14 protein-coding genes are annotated in these 15399 nt (G+C 62.8%); 1 reads left to right on the top strand and 13 read right to left on the bottom strand.

Going from position 1 to position 15399, the window contains the following annotated elements; genetic code table 11:
* Positions 1 to 18 precede the first annotated feature (18 nt).
* Positions 19 to 1410, top strand: a complete 1392-nt coding sequence (locus tag ACZ5TH_RS05665) for a glycoside hydrolase family 16 protein (protein ID WP_464794914.1) — start codon at positions 19 to 21, stop codon at positions 1408 to 1410.
* On the opposite strand, the gene ACZ5TH_RS05660 is transcribed toward ACZ5TH_RS05665, so the two are convergent.
* The 13 genes from ACZ5TH_RS05660 to ACZ5TH_RS05600 all read right to left on the bottom strand — a co-directional run bounded on the left by ACZ5TH_RS05660 (position 1395) and on the right by ACZ5TH_RS05600 (position 15390).
* Positions 1395 to 2321, bottom strand: coding sequence for a glycosyltransferase family 2 protein (locus tag ACZ5TH_RS05660; RefSeq protein WP_464794913.1), 927 nt, complete (start codon positions 2319 to 2321; stop codon positions 1395 to 1397). The genes ACZ5TH_RS05665 and ACZ5TH_RS05660 overlap by 16 nt on opposite strands.
* Entirely contained in the window at positions 2318 to 3403 is a 1086-nt protein-coding gene (locus ACZ5TH_RS05655; protein ID WP_464794912.1) for an acyltransferase family protein, read from the bottom strand. The genes ACZ5TH_RS05660 and ACZ5TH_RS05655 overlap by 4 nt, the downstream gene beginning before the upstream one ends.
* Entirely contained in the window at positions 3400 to 4527 is a 1128-nt protein-coding gene (locus tag ACZ5TH_RS05650) for an endo-1,4-beta-xylanase (RefSeq protein ID WP_460985952.1), read from the bottom strand. Before ACZ5TH_RS05650 ends, ACZ5TH_RS05655 begins: the two co-directional genes overlap by 4 nt.
* Positions 4524 to 5492, bottom strand: a complete 969-nt coding sequence (locus ACZ5TH_RS05645) for a glycosyltransferase family 2 protein (RefSeq protein ID WP_464794911.1) — start codon at positions 5490 to 5492, stop codon at positions 4524 to 4526. Before ACZ5TH_RS05645 ends, ACZ5TH_RS05650 begins: the two co-directional genes overlap by 4 nt.
* Complete coding sequence (locus ACZ5TH_RS05640; RefSeq protein WP_464794910.1) at positions 5492 to 6436, bottom strand: glycosyltransferase family 2 protein; 945 nt, start codon at positions 6434 to 6436, stop codon at positions 5492 to 5494. Before ACZ5TH_RS05640 ends, ACZ5TH_RS05645 begins: the two co-directional genes overlap by 1 nt.
* Positions 6433 to 7362 carry a glycosyltransferase family 2 protein gene (locus tag ACZ5TH_RS05635; RefSeq protein WP_464794909.1) on the bottom strand — a complete coding sequence of 310 codons (930 nt, stop codon included), beginning with the start codon at positions 7360 to 7362 and terminating at the stop codon, positions 6433 to 6435. The genes ACZ5TH_RS05640 and ACZ5TH_RS05635 overlap by 4 nt, the downstream gene beginning before the upstream one ends.
* Entirely contained in the window at positions 7355 to 8719 is a 1365-nt protein-coding gene (locus ACZ5TH_RS05630; protein ID WP_464794908.1) for an O-antigen ligase family protein, read from the bottom strand. Before ACZ5TH_RS05630 ends, ACZ5TH_RS05635 begins: the two co-directional genes overlap by 8 nt.
* Positions 8720 to 8724: 5 nt before the next feature.
* Positions 8725 to 9972 (bottom strand): polysaccharide biosynthesis protein, encoded by a 1248-nt coding sequence (locus ACZ5TH_RS05625; RefSeq protein WP_464794907.1) that lies wholly within the window; start codon positions 9970 to 9972, stop codon positions 8725 to 8727.
* A gap of 124 nt (positions 9973 to 10096) precedes the next feature.
* Complete coding sequence (locus tag ACZ5TH_RS05620) at positions 10097 to 10897, bottom strand: WecB/TagA/CpsF family glycosyltransferase (RefSeq protein ID WP_464794906.1); 801 nt, start codon at positions 10895 to 10897, stop codon at positions 10097 to 10099.
* On the bottom strand, positions 10894 to 11802 hold the full coding sequence (locus ACZ5TH_RS05615) for a P-loop NTPase family protein (protein ID WP_464794905.1): 909 nt from the start codon (positions 11800 to 11802) through the stop codon (positions 10894 to 10896). The genes ACZ5TH_RS05620 and ACZ5TH_RS05615 overlap by 4 nt, the downstream gene beginning before the upstream one ends.
* Positions 11799 to 13157 carry a GNVR domain-containing protein gene (locus ACZ5TH_RS05610; protein ID WP_464794904.1) on the bottom strand — a complete coding sequence of 453 codons (1359 nt, stop codon included), beginning with the start codon at positions 13155 to 13157 and terminating at the stop codon, positions 11799 to 11801. The genes ACZ5TH_RS05615 and ACZ5TH_RS05610 overlap by 4 nt, the downstream gene beginning before the upstream one ends.
* Positions 13154 to 14575: an ATP-binding protein gene (locus tag ACZ5TH_RS05605; protein ID WP_464794903.1), complete on the bottom strand. Its 1422-nt coding sequence runs from the start codon at positions 14573 to 14575 to the stop codon at positions 13154 to 13156. The genes ACZ5TH_RS05610 and ACZ5TH_RS05605 overlap by 4 nt, the downstream gene beginning before the upstream one ends.
* On the bottom strand, positions 14572 to 15390 hold the full coding sequence (locus ACZ5TH_RS05600; RefSeq protein WP_464794902.1) for a polysaccharide biosynthesis/export family protein: 819 nt from the start codon (positions 15388 to 15390) through the stop codon (positions 14572 to 14574). The genes ACZ5TH_RS05605 and ACZ5TH_RS05600 overlap by 4 nt, the downstream gene beginning before the upstream one ends.
* Between the last annotated feature and the right edge of the window lie 9 nt (positions 15391 to 15399).

Genomic DNA, 15399 nt, shown 5'->3' with positions numbered 1-15399 from the left:
TAAGCGGGGGTTGCAAAAATGAATATCAAACTGACCGGCTCCATGTGTGGAGCCGGATTATCGCTTCTATGCGTCATGGCGGCGGGGGCCGCAACGATGTTATCGAGTGGATCGACATCGACTAACTTGCAGATGGGGTCAACCACGACTCTGCTCAGCAGTGGATCGACATCGACAACCACTTCGACAACTTCGCTATCGACCGATACCACTTCGACCGTTTCATCCAGCTTTTCCACATTCGATTTTGCCAATGGTACAAAGCTGCCGGACAAGTCGACCCTGTCGCTAGGCAATGCGACCGTCCATCCAGGCAGCGGCACTGCCTATGTGCCGGTAACGCTGGATCGTCCGACGCCAAACACCGTCATCGCGCGGGTCATTACCGTGAACGGGTCAGGCACGCTGCGCGCGCTGTCCGGCTACAACTACCAGACGGTAGATACTGTAGTGATCTTCCGCCCCGGCGATCCGCTCGTCCAAACGGTCGGTGTACCGATCAGCGGCCTCGCGGAGGGACAGCAGTTCCAGTTAAAGCTGCGGGAAGCGCCCTGGGGCGGCCTCCAGGGGCAGTCGCTCGCAACCATCACCGCGACCAGCGCCGTCGCGCCGACACCCAAGGCAACCGGCACTTTCCGCCAGCCCCGGACTTTCGCGGCAACAGGCACGCTCCAGTTCGAGCTGAAAAAGGAAACGCACAAGCGCTCGCCCGACGGCGGCTGGAATCGCTGGGCGACCTCGCTGTCTCATGGCCGTACCCAGGTTGCGAATGGCGAGACCGGCCTTTATCTCGATTCATCGCTGTTCCCCGGCATTGAAGGCCCGGTATATTGGGGCACACAGGGCCTTGTCCTGCACAGCCAGAAGCTGAAGTCGCCCATCTGGTATGAAGGCCAAAACTGGTATTATGGCGCATCGGTGCTGGATGGCCGCAACTTCACCGCTTCGCAGATCGGCTACGGCCAATATGAATGGGTGGCCCGGATGCCCAACCGCCGTGGGTCATGGCCCGCATTCTGGCTGATCTCCACCAGCGGATGGCCGCCCGAAATCGATATCTATGAAGGCTTCGGCTATCAAAGCTACTGGGACTTCGATCGTCATATCGCCCAGACCATTCATGGCGGCAAGGACGGCGTCCGCAGCTTCCAGCGGGGCGTCACGATCCAGGCTGAGCAGGCTTACGGCCTCAATGGCTTCGCCCAAGACTTCCACCGCTTCGCCGTCGATATTCAACGCGATTATATCACCTGGTTCGTGGACGGGGTCGAAACATATCAGTCGGTCAATCCCTTCCAGGGGCACCGCTGGTATCCGATCATGGACGTCGCGGTGAAGACCAGCGGCGCCTATGATGATGGCTCAGGAGACATGATTATCAAGAGCCTGCGCATCTACAGCGCGCCATAATGGCTATGGGCGCCGCCTGACAGGGCATAGAGGCGCCCCCAGCATTTGACCCACTGCCCGGCAACGTCCACGCGGCGGACGCCGGGCAGGATCAGTCCTGCAAGCCCTGCGGTGCGCAGCGTCAGTATGCCCAGCGTCCTACCCAACAGGGCAACCTGCGCAATGCGCCCTGGCCGCCGCTTCCGCCGCGCCAGCGTCTCGGTAAATCCGATCCGCCACATCCGTTTCAACACCCAGCTCAGCTTCGCCCGTTCCGGCGGCACCCATTCGCTGACGCGCGCATCGGGTGCCCAGGCGAACCGCGCGGCCGCTTCTCGCAACCGCGCAAGGAAATCCAGATCTTCACCCCCGCTGCTGTTGAAGCGCATATCGAACCACGGCCGTTGCACCATCTCCAGCGCCCTGCGGTTCACCAGCAGGTTATTGCTCGCCCACAACATGCCCGTCGCCCCCCATGCACGCTGCTCCGGCCGGAACACCAAAGTCTGATGCGCCCATCGTGGCGGCCCATCCTTGAAGTGAAAATCAACAGGCCCCGCGACCACATCGGCGCCCACCTGCGCCTGACAGGCAAGCAGCGCGTCGAGCCAGCCCGGCTGCGGCCACTCATCATCATCGATCATCGCAATGAACCGCATAGCGGGATCGGCCATCGCAGCATCACATATCGCATTGCGAACCGAGCAAAGCCCCGGCTCGACTACCGGCAATAGCGTGAGGGGCAAGGGATAGCCGCTATTCCGCAAAGCCTCCACGACAGCCGCGCCCTCTGCCGCGTTCCCGTCATTGTCGGCGACCAGCACCATGACATCCTGCCGCTGCACCATCTTTGCCAGCGTCTCCAGCAAGTGCCGCAATTCGGCTGGGCGCCGGAACGTCGGAACCGCAATCCATATCGGCTTGCCCATCATGGCGCCGCCGGTTCCAGCGCTGTGGGACGTTGCGGACGCCCCTTTTGCAGCCATTTGATGAACTGATGCCCTCGCACCTCGATCAGCAAATAGCTGACCCAGCAGATCAGCCAGGTGACGACCAGCATCCCAAGCACGAACAGCCAGTCCACCCCGACGATTCCATGCCGCTGCGCCACGCCCATTGCGCGCGCGGCGACGTCGCGCACCAGTGGATGCCAAAGATAGATGGAATAGCTGATCAGGCCTAGGTGAAAGCTTAGCCGATTAGCCATTACCGCGCGCGCGGCTGGCCCGTCATAATAGCAGCTCAGCACCAGCGCGGGCATCAGGCACACAACCAGCACGTCAGCTCCCGGCAACAGTAGCGCCAGCGCGATCAGACCGCAAACCGCCGCAAAGCCGCCTTTGCGACCAATCACGGCCTTGGACAAAGGATGATCCGCAACACGATATGTCAGCACGCCCAGCGAAAAGCCCGCAAGGCAGCGCAGCAGCGTCAGCACGCTGTCACTGTCATTGACGTCGAGCGGCCCGCTGGCCCCCAGTCCCGATGATGCCACGAACAGCAGCAATCCAATGCAGATCGCCGCCTGTGCCCATGCCCAGCGCGAAAAGGCAAGGATCGCGATCAGCGGATAGATGAGGTAGGCGGCGACTTCCGTGCTGACAGACCAGCTATTGCCTGCGATGGGCTGCGTTCCCCAACCCCAGCTCTGCACCATGAACAGGTTGCTGAGGATATTGGCCGGGTTCAACTCGATCGACTGATTGCCCGACACGTTGAGCAGGATGCGCAGCCCAAAGACCAATGTGACGATCAGGTGCAGCGGCCAGACCCGCGCCATGCGATTGATCAGGAAATCTACATAGCTCGCTCGGCTCAGATGCTTCACCACCCGGTCATGATAGCCATAGGAAATGACGAAGCCGCTCAGGATGAAGAACAGGTCGACCGCCAGATAGGCCCGCGAGAAAAGCGGGATCGCAAACTGCGAAAAGGCCGGTTGATGCGGGATGTGATAAAACAGGACGGAAACGGCTGCGACCCCGCGCAGGCCGGTGAGTGAGGCGACCCTCATGCCCGGTTCCTCCTTGCAGGCGGCGCCGCATCGAAGGCGCCAGCAATTGCGTCCCAAAATGGCTTCCGGGCCATTTTACCGTCAAAGGGTAGACCACGGGATAGCTGCCCGTCAGGCCATTTATATTCGGGATATTTGGACAGCCATGAATCTCTGTCCGACACACCCCAGCACAGGACTGATCCCATCGCCGGATTATCCAGCGCTACGTCGAGGAAAGCCTTGGCAAAGGCCGCAACCTCACGGTCGCGCTTGTCCGGATTGGGTGGCCCGCCCCGGTCGGCGATATCCAGTTCGGTGATCGCCAGCTTCAAACCATATCCGCTTAGCGTTTCCAGAAAATCGGCAAATTGCCGCTGATTGAACGGCTCCCTATAGGGTTTCAGATGCCCCTGAATGCCGATGGCATCCACAGGCACACCCCGGCTCATCAAACGATCGAGCAGCTTCAGCATGGCGGTTCGCCGCCGTTCGCAGCGCGGGGAGTTATGCTCCAGCCCATAGTCGCCTAGAAACAGCGTGGCCTCGCCATCGACTTCCCGCGCACGATGAAAGGCAAGGTCGATATATTGCTCGCCCATGGCTTTCATCCATAGATTCTCGGCGCGCATCCCGTCGGCTCGGCCCTGATTGGGCTCAAGTGTTTCATTGACCACGTCCCATTCGGAAATCCGGCCCGCGTAGCGCCGCATGGCAACGTCGATATAGCCGGTCATCAACTGTCGTTGCTGCGTATCGCTTGCCTGTTGCACCGCCGGTTCCAGCCAGGGCGGATTGGCCGTGTACCAGACCAATGTGTGTCCGCGCGCCCGCATCCCATGCGCTTGCGCAAAGTCGATGATCTGGTCAGCGCCGCTAAAGTCATATTTGCCGGGCTTGGGTTCGGTGGTTCCGCGCTTCAGTTCATATTCCTGCACCAGAATGTCGCATTCCCGCGCCACTGTTGCGCGATACGCGCTGTCTTCGCGCAGCAATCGCGATTTCACGGCCGCGCCGAAATAGCGCCTGGAAGCCTTGGCATGATCGGCCAATCCTTCGCGCGACACGACGCGCGCGGCGCCGGGCGGCATGGGAGAGCAGGCCGCCAGCGTCGCTGCCCCCGCCAGAAAATCCCGGCGCCTCACAGGCTTTGCCTCCGCCCGCTCAACAGTCGCGTGACATCGATCCAGCGGTCACAGATTTTGCGATAAACGCCGTCCGGCAGAACGATCTGCATCAGCACCGCGCCCGCCAGGCGCGGTCCATAGGCGCCATGGAACAATGCCGTCAGATAGTAGCGGATGGCCCGAAGCCGTTTGGTCGGCCAGATGCTCTTTGCTGCATGCCAACCCATATATCCCGAAAAAGCCCGCGCCGAGATATGGGGGCGCAGGTCCGCCAGCCAGGTCAGGCTGCCTACACTCCCCCGGATTTGCGACAGCCTGTCCTCTGCCTGACGGTCTGCCCAGATCGTACCGGGGCGACTGGCCATCACGAAACGCGCGCCCGCCAGCGACAACCGCAACGCGAAATCGGTGTCATCCCCGAACTTCACATCTTCGCGATAACGGACCTTTTCGGCGAGCGAACGGCTCAGCGCGACGCTGCTGGTCTGGATGAAGCCCCGATCGCACATCAGGTAACGATCGACCGGCTCATTCCTTTGTATGGCCCGCGGAGGCTTAAGGAAATTCCTTCCGCCGCCCCTGTCGGCCAGCACCTGCCCATAAGCGACGACATCGTCACTCTCCTCCAGCAGGGGCAGCAGGTCGGCAAGGTGATGCGGCAGGAAACGGTCATCGCAATCCAGAAAGGCGATGTAGCGCCCGCGTGCGCGATCGACACCGGCGTTGCGCGCCGCCGACGCACCCCGGTTCTGCTGGACGACGACGGTCAGGCGCGGGTCCTTGATCGCGCCCAGCGCCAGTTCGGTGCCGTCGGTCGATCCATCGACGACTACGATCACTTCGATCACCGCGATGCTCTGCTCCAGTGCGGAAAGCACCGCCGCCACGACCGCGTCGCGGCGTTGATAGGTAGGGATGACAACCGAAAAAAGCGGTTGCGCGACGGCAGCCTGAAGCTGCGATGGAGGTTGCCAGGCGCTCATCACGACCGCGCTCCGCCATGGGCGGGTTCGCCCTTGCCGAACCGAAGTACGAACAGGTTGACCAGCGAACGGTAGAGCGGCTTTGGAAGGTAGGATCGCAATATCTGCCGCGCGACCACCCGTGGCGGCACCCCTCCTGCGAACATGCCGATCACCAGATCGCGTAGCGCAGCGACGGGGCGCACGGGCGCCATGTGATAGGCCAGAACCGTCGCGCGATAGCCGCGCCGTGCTCGATCAGTGAGCATGTGACCGCAGCGATCGAGCCAGTCCAGCGAGGTTTCATAACCCCGGACATAGGATGTGCGGCCATCTTCCGTCGCGTCCAGCCACACCGTCAGCGGCTCGTCGATCATCTTGAACCGCGCGCCAGCGCCCTGCAACCTGACGCAGAAGTCGAGATCCTGTCCCTTCTTCAACGCTGGATCGAACAGCACCTGGCGGGCCATCTCGCTCGGCACGACCATGGTCGATGTCTGCATGAACTGGTTGGCGCAGAACAGATATTCGCCAACATCCTCGCCGTCCCGTATGCCGCGATCAGGCCTGATCCAGTAACGATCGACGCCCCGGTCCACCTTCATCCTGGAATAGAGGACCGTGCGGCCGTCATCATCCTTCAGCGCCTGCGCCATGATCGACAGCTTGCCCGGCAGGAAGAGGTCGTCGGAATCGAGGAAAGCGATATATCGGCCCCGCGCGGCCTTGATCCCATGATTGCGCGCGGCTCCACCCCCGGCATTATCCTGCCTGATATAGCGCACGCGCGGGTCGCCAATGGCTTCGATCACCGGCGCCGGATTATCGCGCGATCCATCATCGATCACGACGATTTCAAAATCCTGCCAGTCCTGCGCTCGCACCGACCGGATCGTGTCACCCACGATATCGGCCCGATTATAGAGCGGGATGACGACGGAGAAGAAGGGAGCAGCATCGCTCATGCGCCATGCACCTTTCGATATTCTTCGTAACGGAAGCCCGCGATGCCAGCGATCTTGCCGACGGCGCGGTAGAGCTTGCCCAGCCGCACAACGCGCTTGCCCCGGTCCAGAGTGGCCGCAGCGCCCAGCGTCCCGACCAGAAACCCGGCGGCGATGCGTGGCGCTTCGCCCACCAGAGTGCGTAGCCGCCCCCTGTGGAACCGCTCGACCATCATGTCGGTCATCCCCAGCCGATAGCCGCGCATCAGCAGCCATTTGGTAGTGACCCGGCTCGCCGGAATAAGCTCCGTCACCAGAGCCTCCTCCGACCAGGCAAAGCGAAAGCCCTTGCGCGCCATCCGGCTGAACAACTGCTTGTCCGACCCCCCGGTCAGCGCCATACGCTCATCGAACGGCCGTTCGCCCATATGGTGCAGCGCCTGCGCGGAGATCAGCACGTTGGCCGTGCTATCGACGAGCGCGACAGGCCCTGACGTCCCGCGCCGCTTGGCTTGCAACAAGGGATGCCGCGCGGCCCAGGGCGCAACCCGCGCGTCCATCTCCCGCGCTACGGCTCCCCCCACGACATCGGCATTCCAGCGCATGGCGGTATCCACCAGCGCATCGATCCAACCGGGCGAGGCGGCCTCGTCATCGTCCAGCATCGCGACATGCGTCACGCCCGGCCGTCCCAGCGCCCCCGCAACCAGAGCATTGCGTACCACGGGTATCCCCCGTTCAGCCACCAACCGCGCCTTGATCGGCCAGCGATAGCCTTGCGAAGCCAGCCGCTCGACCACGCCCATGCCCTCGGCCCGCGCGGCGTCATTGTCGGCGACCAGCACCTCCAGCTTGTGACGCGTTTCCAGCGCCGCAATCGACTCCAGCGTCCGCTGCAACCCTTGCGGCCGATTGCACGTCGGGATGCAGATAATAACCCTAGCCATCAACAGCCTCCGGGGAAGAAATGTGCCGCCGCTGCCATTGCGGGCGCGGCTTGGCCTTGAAAGTCGCGTGCGCGGTGGCGACCGCCGCGAGGAAGATCACCCAGACCTGCCGGTCCTTGTCGAAGAAGGAGGTCTCCAGCAGATTCTGGTACATGACGAACACCCAGATGGCGAAAGCCGGAACCATCAGATGCTGGTTCTCCTTGGTCGATCCGGTCAGGAACCAATAAGCGGGCAGGGCAAGAAAGCTCACCAGCAGCATGGCCAGTCCTAAAGGCCCGGTCGTCACCCAAATCTCCAGATATCCATCATGCGAATGCGCCGTCAGCATCTGGAATTGCTGGTTCAGATAATCATGCGCCGGGGAGTTTGCCCCCACCTGCCAGAAGCCCCCGAAACCCGCCCCCAGGAACGGATGATCGGCCAGATAGTCCAACGCCACGCGCCAGATCGACACGCGCCCGGTAAAGCTCGTCGGATCAGCGAACAGCCGTTCGATCGTCGGCTGATAGGCGATGTAGAGCGCCAGAAACCCGACCATCCCGAACCCGAGCATGATCAGCAGGATCGCCCGCTTTTGCGTATTGTCGCTCAGCGCCCGGTAGATGTTGCTGATCGCCAGCATGCCGATGCACAGCGCCAGCGACGTCTTGCTCTTCGTCCCGATCACGAAGACGAACGCCATGATCGCGAACAAAGCATAATACCATTTCCGGCGATCTACCCACGCATTGCCGCACACGATGAAGCACAACGCCATCACAGCGCCCGCGATATTCTTGTGAAAGAAGAACCCTCGCCACGCCCCAATCAAAGCCTTGTCGCTCTCGGTCGGCGGATGCACCGCTGCGGAGGTCAGCGGCATCGAAATCCAACATATGAGCAGCGAGGTAATCAACGCCCATCGCAGGGCGGTGAACAGCCGTTCCGGCCCGATCAGCGCCAATGCACAGAAGGTGATGTAGATCACGATGAACTGCTGCATCACCCGCTTGAAGGACACGAACGGATCGACGCCCCAGCTACAGGTGATCAGGAACCAGACCAGCATGATCGCCAGCGGCCAGAAGGTGAAACGGTATTTCAGCGGATGCTGACGGAATATCTGCACTCCCGTCAGCAGCAGCGCAAAGCCGATGAACAGCGCCTGCTTGAACAGGTCCGACCCGTCATTGTCCGCCGCCATCGCGACGAGCTCATCCTGCGTACGCGACGCGAAAGGCTGCTGGCCGATGAAGACCATCATCAGGAATATGAAGTAGAAAATCTGAGCGACCAGAACCACCCGACTTTCCCGCGATGCAGCAGGAGCGGGGAGGGAGGGCGCAAGGCCAGTGCGGTGCCATGTTGACGCCATGGGCTTTAGCCTTCCGCTCGCTGGCTCGCCCGCCATTTGCGGTCCAACTGCCAGATGCCCAACATCATCACCAGCTGCGACAGCACGACGCCAGCGATCGAGAAAATAGGCGCAACCGCCAGCGTCAGCAGCGTCACCGCCACAATGCCGACGCCACAACTGCGCAAGCTTTGATGGGCAAGCGGCCGGAACGCCTTGCGCGCCTGCGTCATGACGCTCATCGGCGTCTGCACGCACTGAACCAGCGAAAGCAGGGCGCACAGCCCCACCGCGATTGCGACCAACTGCCAATCAAGCGTCGGCTTCAGGATCAGTTGGGGAAAGATGAACAGCACGACCGCCGCCAGCGCGCACGTGCCCGCCCACAGGAACAGCAGCGCGCCCATGAAGACGCGCTCGGACGTGATCGCCGCGTCATGATCGCCGCGCGCCACGGCCCGGGTCATGCGCGGTCGTTCCAGCTGGGTAAGGGCAGTTATGCACACATTGACCGGCCGGAAGAACAGCATCCCCACCGCGACAGGCGCAAAGGCCGTCGGACCAGCGAGCAGCGTCACGATATAGCTATGCGCGTTGGATGTAGCTTCGGTCGACAGCACCCCCACCAACGTCCAGCCCGATTGCTCCCGCCACACGGGGCGATAGGCGCTCAGAGCCCTCGTCGGACGCATGCTGAAATGCCGCCGCAAATAGGAAAGGCCGAACGGCAGCAGCCCCGTGATGCTGGCCACCACCAACATCGCGCCGATACTCGCGAGGTCCGCACCCGTTCGGGAAGCCACCAGAAGTCCCGCGACGATCGTCCCGGCATAGGCAAGATCGGATCGCGCCGCCCGCGCGGGCCGATGATGCGCATAGGCATTGGATCGCCCGAACCACCGCACCAGGGACAAGGTGCCCGCCAGTCCGAACATCGCCGCCGCAGCAGTGGAAGCCGTCGCCCAGGCAATCGCCGCGCAGATCAAACCCTGACTGACCGCCAGCAACAGGTTCACCGGAAAGAAGAAGTCAAAGGACTGGTGATCGGTGTCGTCGTCCTGATTGACCGCGATCGTATAGGGCGTCGAAACCAGCGCGTTCGACAGGCTGTACCCGAACTGGATGATGACCAGCAGGAAGGCCAGCGTGCCGATTGCCGCCGTGCCCAGATGATGAATGGAAAACAGTTGCACGGCCAGATGACTGACCGACACGATCGCGGACGACAGGCTGGCCAAGCCGAAGCGCCCAAAGATGCTTCCAAGTTTCCGCACGCGCGTCTCCGGCGAGCCGGAGGACTCTTCCCCCTCCCGCAAGCGGGAGGGGGGGCGCTCCCTGTTTTCCCCCTCCCGCAAGCGCGAGGGGGTTAGGGGGTGGGCCTGCGCAACCACTGTCCCATCAGCCATGGCGATGCTTCCAGATCAGCCATAGCGCATGGGGATTGGTGGTGATGTAGCGCCAGGCCAACTGCCGGGGCCGTGTGACCATCCGGTGCAGCCACTCAAGCCCCGCATTCTGCATCCACATCGGCGCACGCGGATAGTCACCCGTCACATAGTTGAACAGGCCGCCGCAAGTGACGATCCACCCCGCCTTGATCCGGTGCCGGTTGCGGACGCAAAAGGACTGCTCGCGAGGCTTTCCCGTCCCGACCCACAGCACGTCCGGCGCCGCCGCGTTGATCTCCTCGATCAGCGCATCTTCCTCTTCCGCGCTCCAGAAGCCATTGCGCCGCCCGGCCAGCTTCAGGCCCGGCGTCGCATCGGTGATCCGCCGCGCACATTCGGCGTTCACCTTCTCTTCGCCGCCCAGCAGATAATAGCGGACATCGCCCGCGGCTGCCTGTGGTAGGCTGTCGATGAACATGTCGGTGGTGCTTGATCGGTCGGCGATCGGCGTGTTGCTGAACCAGCGTGACGCCATGACGATAATTTGCCCATCGGCGTGGATCAGGTCTGCCTGAGCCAGATCGGCGCGGAATCCCGCATCAAGAGCATTCATCGACAGCCCCTGTCCATTGCAGTCGAACACCAGCAACGGCGCTTCCTTCTGCATTCGGCGCAGCGGCGCTTCACGCACCATCTTCGTAATCAGGGCATCAAGCGAGAGGGTGGAAACCGGCACGCCGCCGACCAGCACGCTCTTGTCTTGCGGCTCGACGGAAGGAAAAGGCTGAGGGATTGCTCGCTCCGCGCTCATGCAATGACCGTCCCGGCGATCGGTACGCCCTGCCGGTCCAGATCGTCGATGATGCGGCGCAAATCGGCGATGGTGGTATCGCCACGCCGCGCCACGATGACCACGGCGTCAAAGCCCGCCAAAATGCTGCCAACCGGCGTCTGCTCGCCCTTGCGCTCGGCAAGGTAGAACAGCATCGATGTTTCCTTGAGGCCCCATCCATTGGCCGTGTCGGCCAGCGGGCCGCGTGTGATCAGGCTCGACGCACTGCCGGAAGCGCGCCCGGCGGTCATCAGCCACAATCCCTCGATCGCGGTCTTGGCGGCGGGTAGCAATGCCGCGCTGCCCATCAACTGTTCGGCGAGACCCGCCTTGTTCGCTACCCGGAACAGCCGGTCGAGCGACGGGTTGCCCATGTCGACGTCAATCAACATGGTCTGCCCGTCCATCTGCGCCAGTACGACGGCAAGGTTCGCGGCCATGACCGCGGCCTCATCCCCGGCATCAACGGACAGCACTGCCAGCCGTAGTGCGGATGGATCGCCCGCCTTCGCGGCTGACCGCATCTTCGCCCGGATCGTCCTTACCTTGGCTGCATAGGGACTTGCGGGGTCGAAGGCCGCGACCACCGCCGGGTCGATCCGCTCGTCACCCGCTGGCAACAGCGAAAACCCACCTGCCAGCGCCGCCAGCAGATTTGCCGCCTCGGTATCCAGCGCGCCCATCTCAACAGCCGCCTCGTGGAAGGCAAGGCCATGTTCGCGCGCATGCATGTCAACGCGGGTGACGTCGGATTCCGCCAGGAACCCATGATCCACCGCCAGCTTGGCAAAGCTCTGCTTGTCCCGCCCTCTGGGGCGTAGCGCAGCGATTCCGCCGCCGGGCATCAACTGGGGTGGGGCGCCTGCCGTGGAACGCAGTCTCATGCGGCCTCCTGCCGATTGAGGAACCAGCCGCCCCGGGTCGGGACGGGCAGCAGTTCGGTGATGACTTCAACTTCGGTCGCCTTTGCGACACCAGCGGCGGATCGAACGCGAGGCGTCAGGATCTCGGCGATCACGACTGCCGCCACCCCGCCGATCAGGCCCAGGGCGACCCCTGCGATCAGCCACAGCATCAGATTGGGCTTGGCTGGCAACAGCGGTACGGACGCTTCATCCAGCAGGCTGGCGTTGGGCTGCGAGATCTGGCTTTTCAGCGTGGCCTCGTTGAAGCGCTGCCGAACCGTATCGTAGGTCTGTCGTGCGGCATCCACGTCCCGTTGCATGACCATCAACTGGTCCTGCACGTCGGACATGCGGATCATGCGATCTTCCTGACCCGCCATGTTGGACTTAAGGTCGCCTTCACGGCGGTTTGCAGCGACGCTGTTCGCATTCACCGCGCCCGCCTGGCTCGATCGCGCGGACGCCAGCTTGGATTGCAGTTCCGACAATTGCGCGTTCGCCGCGACCATGCTTGGGTGGTTCGGACCCAGCGTCTTTGACAGCTCCGAAACACGGCCCGATTGGGTCGCGACCTGCTCCTGCAAATTCTGGACGATCAGCGATCCTTCAATGTCCGAAACGGAACCTGCGCCCGCCTTGGATCGCGCCGCCGCCGCCTCGGCCTGCGCCTGGGTCAGCTGATAGGACATGTTCTTCAGCTTCTCGGCTTCAAGATCCATGCGGTTGATGCCGATAATGTCATGCGCCCGCTGGAAATCGGACAGCCGTTTCTGCGCCAGTTCGTAGCGGCGGCGCACTTCCTGGGTCTGCTCGTCGAACCATTTGGCGGAACCGCGCGCGGGGGATGCGCGCAGTTCGACCTGTTCGCGCATGTATATCTGCGCGGCAAGGTTCGCGACCTTGGCCGCTACCGCCGGGTCGGCATCCAGATATTGCAGTTGCAGCACATTGCTCTGACGACCCGTCGTTACGGTCAGATTGGCCCGCACCCGGTCGGCGGCTTGCTGCACGCGCGCGTCGAGCGGAATGTCCTTGGGCAGGGCATCGACGAAACCGGCTTCCTTGGCGACGGCATTGATCACCTTGGCGGATCGGATGACATCGGTCTGCGTGCCTAGGATGCTATCCACCTCGACGCGAACGCCGGGCTGGTTGTTGGCATCCGTGGGGTCCGTCTGCGACAGGTCCAGCAGCAGCGAGGTTGTCGCCGCATATTGGCGCGGCTGGACGAAGGCCAGAATGGCGATGATGAGGAACAGCGCGCCGCCCAGCAGCGCCGCCGTCCGCCATCGCGCCTGTACGGCCGACAGCAGATCGATCGGGTTCATGGTCATAGCCCGTCAACTCCTCGCAACATGGCCCGCATCTCTTCGGCGGGGGTGGGGGCAGGGGGCGTCGCTGGCACCGGCTGCTTCGCCATCAACAACAGAAATTGGGGCGCCAGCGTGTCTTCGAACATGAACAGCTCGCCGCCGGGCATCGGCGTGAGCGCGGGCTCCAGCCGCCGCATTGCATCGGCCGCCTGACCTTCATTGATCGATCCGCCGCCGAGCACCTCATGGCCCAGCCGAACCAGCCGATCATAGGAAATGACCGACATCTGCGAAGCAGCCACGCCTGCCAGCGCGATCATCCGGCGGCTCGCCTTGGCTTCCCAAAGCACGCGGCGGAACAGCGCGTGGGTTGCGCCGCTCATCTCCGCCCAATCTTCGAGTGCAGACGCGAGGCCCTGCTCCACGTCGGCCAGCGTCATGCGCTCGCGTCCAGCTGACTCGGTGACGAGTGCCGCCTGCATGCCGAACAACCGCGCATGATAGGGCGACCCCATCGCCGCGCCCGCCAGCGCATCGAGCGCGTCGGGGTCAAGGCTCAGCCGCGCATTGTCCGCGCAGCTCATCAGCAGCCGTTCCAGCTCCAGCTTGGGGATCGGCGCGACCCGTTGCGGCGCGATATGCCGCCGCAATGATGGATGCGCCGCGATCAGCCCATCCACATCTCCCGCGATGCCCACCAGCACCACCTGAACCGGCGAATGAATGTCAGTCAGCAGCTTCAGCAGCGTTGCCACATCCGACTTTGCCTCATCCGACCGGACCCGATCATACTCATCCAGGATCAAAATCGTACGCTGCCGTACGTCTTCCACCAACAGGTTCGCCAACCGCGTTCCATCAATGGTTTCATTCATTAATTTCCGCGCTTTTTCCTGCCCAGCCGCACTCATCGGTAGCTCGCTGAGGAACGGCCGGAACAACGCATCGAAGTCAGCGTCGCCACTCGCCGATCCATAAAGCGCAACGCATCCGGCCTCATCCGCCAGATCGCCAAAAACCCGCGCCAACGAAGTCTTGCCCGACCCCCGCGTACCAAAAATGACCGCATGCTTCCGCTGAACGACGATCGCCTCGACCAGCTTCTCCAACTCGCTATTCCGTCCCGCCAGCCCGTGACGATCCGTCACCGGCATCGCCGTGCTGAAAGCGCTGTAGATGGAATCCCGCCGCAAGCTGATCGGCTTCAGGGGCGCGGCCATCGCTCCCATCGAAAGGGCGCGCGGCACGTCCGCCATCTCATCTTGCTGTTGCCGGAACCCCGGCGCCACGGGCGTGTCGAGCAGCAGCGGCTCAGCCATTGCCGAGCGCGGCCCACCATTGGGAGTCTCGGCACGTGCCGTGCTGCGGCGAAAAGACAGGAGCCAGTCCCGCATGCCGCTGGACCGATCCTGCGCGAAGCCATGATCGATTGTCGTCAAAACAGCTTCTCCCGGATGATGAGGACGTCCTCAGGCTGAACCGGATCATCCAGGTTCGCCTGTATTTCCTTGCCTCCCCGGCGTACTTTTATGCGCTTGGTAGAACCTGCGAGTGTTGGCCCTCCCGCCAGTGCGAGCGCTTGGCGGAAGCTCTGACCCGGCGCGAACGAGAAGGCGCCAGGCTGCTGCACCTGGCCGTAGACATAAACCTTCTCGGCTGGCGGGACGAACAAGATGTCCCCAGGCTTCAGCTGGCGACTGCCCCCGACAGCCATGTCGGCGAGCGAGATGCGGACGGCGCCGCTGCCATCGGCTGGCGTCAGGATGACGGCGTTAGCCCCGTCCTTCGTCGAGCCGCCAGCCTTGGCAAGCATCGACGCGACCGTATAATTGCGATCAAGCGGATAATTGCCCGCTTGGGGCACATTGCCCAGAACGGTCACGAAGCGGCTGACATAGTTGCTCACCTCGACGTTGACCGAAGGATTGGCGAGGAAGCCTCCGCTCGCGTAACTGGCCGCGATTGCCTGAGCCAGTTGCGACGTCGTCTTGCCCCGCGCCTGAATCGGGCCGATCAAGGCGAGTGTAACGGTGCCGTCTTCCTTGATGCGGGTCGTGGATGACAGGTCTGGTTGACCGAAGATCGCAATCCTCACTTCGTCGTCCGGCCCCAATTGATAGCCTGCATCAGCTTGGGGCTTAGTCGACGGCGTCGCGGTAGTGACCGCCATTTCGGCCGTCTGCGCGCCAACGGGTGCTGCCCCGGCGACTGCAAGGAAGATCGAGAAGCTGGTCAGGAGAGCCTCTGCATTCACAGTTCATGC

Source organism: Sphingobium sp. TomTYG73, from assembly GCF_055394245.1.
This window is presented reverse-complemented; position numbering and strand designations above follow the sequence as displayed.

Excerpts from the sequence above, each read along its gene's own strand:
- ACZ5TH_RS05665 (WP_464794914.1), top strand. The coding sequence starts at position 19 with ATGAATATCAAACTGACCGGCTCCATGTGTGGAGCCGGATTATCGCTT.
- ACZ5TH_RS05660 (WP_464794913.1), bottom strand. The coding sequence starts at position 2,321 with ATGATGGGCAAGCCGATATGGATTGCGGTTCCGACGTTCCGGCGCCCA.
- ACZ5TH_RS05655 (WP_464794912.1), bottom strand. The coding sequence starts at position 3,403 with ATGAGGGTCGCCTCACTCACCGGCCTGCGCGGGGTCGCAGCCGTTTCC.
- ACZ5TH_RS05645 (WP_464794911.1), bottom strand. The coding sequence starts at position 5,492 with ATGAGCGCCTGGCAACCTCCATCGCAGCTTCAGGCTGCCGTCGCGCAA.
- ACZ5TH_RS05640 (WP_464794910.1), bottom strand. The coding sequence starts at position 6,436 with ATGAGCGATGCTGCTCCCTTCTTCTCCGTCGTCATCCCGCTCTATAAT.
- ACZ5TH_RS05635 (WP_464794909.1), bottom strand. The coding sequence starts at position 7,362 with ATGGCTAGGGTTATTATCTGCATCCCGACGTGCAATCGGCCGCAAGGG.
- ACZ5TH_RS05630 (WP_464794908.1), bottom strand. The coding sequence starts at position 8,719 with ATGGCGTCAACATGGCACCGCACTGGCCTTGCGCCCTCCCTCCCCGCT.
- ACZ5TH_RS05620 (WP_464794906.1), bottom strand. The coding sequence starts at position 10,897 with ATGAGCGCGGAGCGAGCAATCCCTCAGCCTTTTCCTTCCGTCGAGCCG.
- ACZ5TH_RS05615 (WP_464794905.1), bottom strand. The coding sequence starts at position 11,802 with ATGAGACTGCGTTCCACGGCAGGCGCCCCACCCCAGTTGATGCCCGGC.
- ACZ5TH_RS05610 (WP_464794904.1), bottom strand. The coding sequence starts at position 13,157 with ATGACCATGAACCCGATCGATCTGCTGTCGGCCGTACAGGCGCGATGG.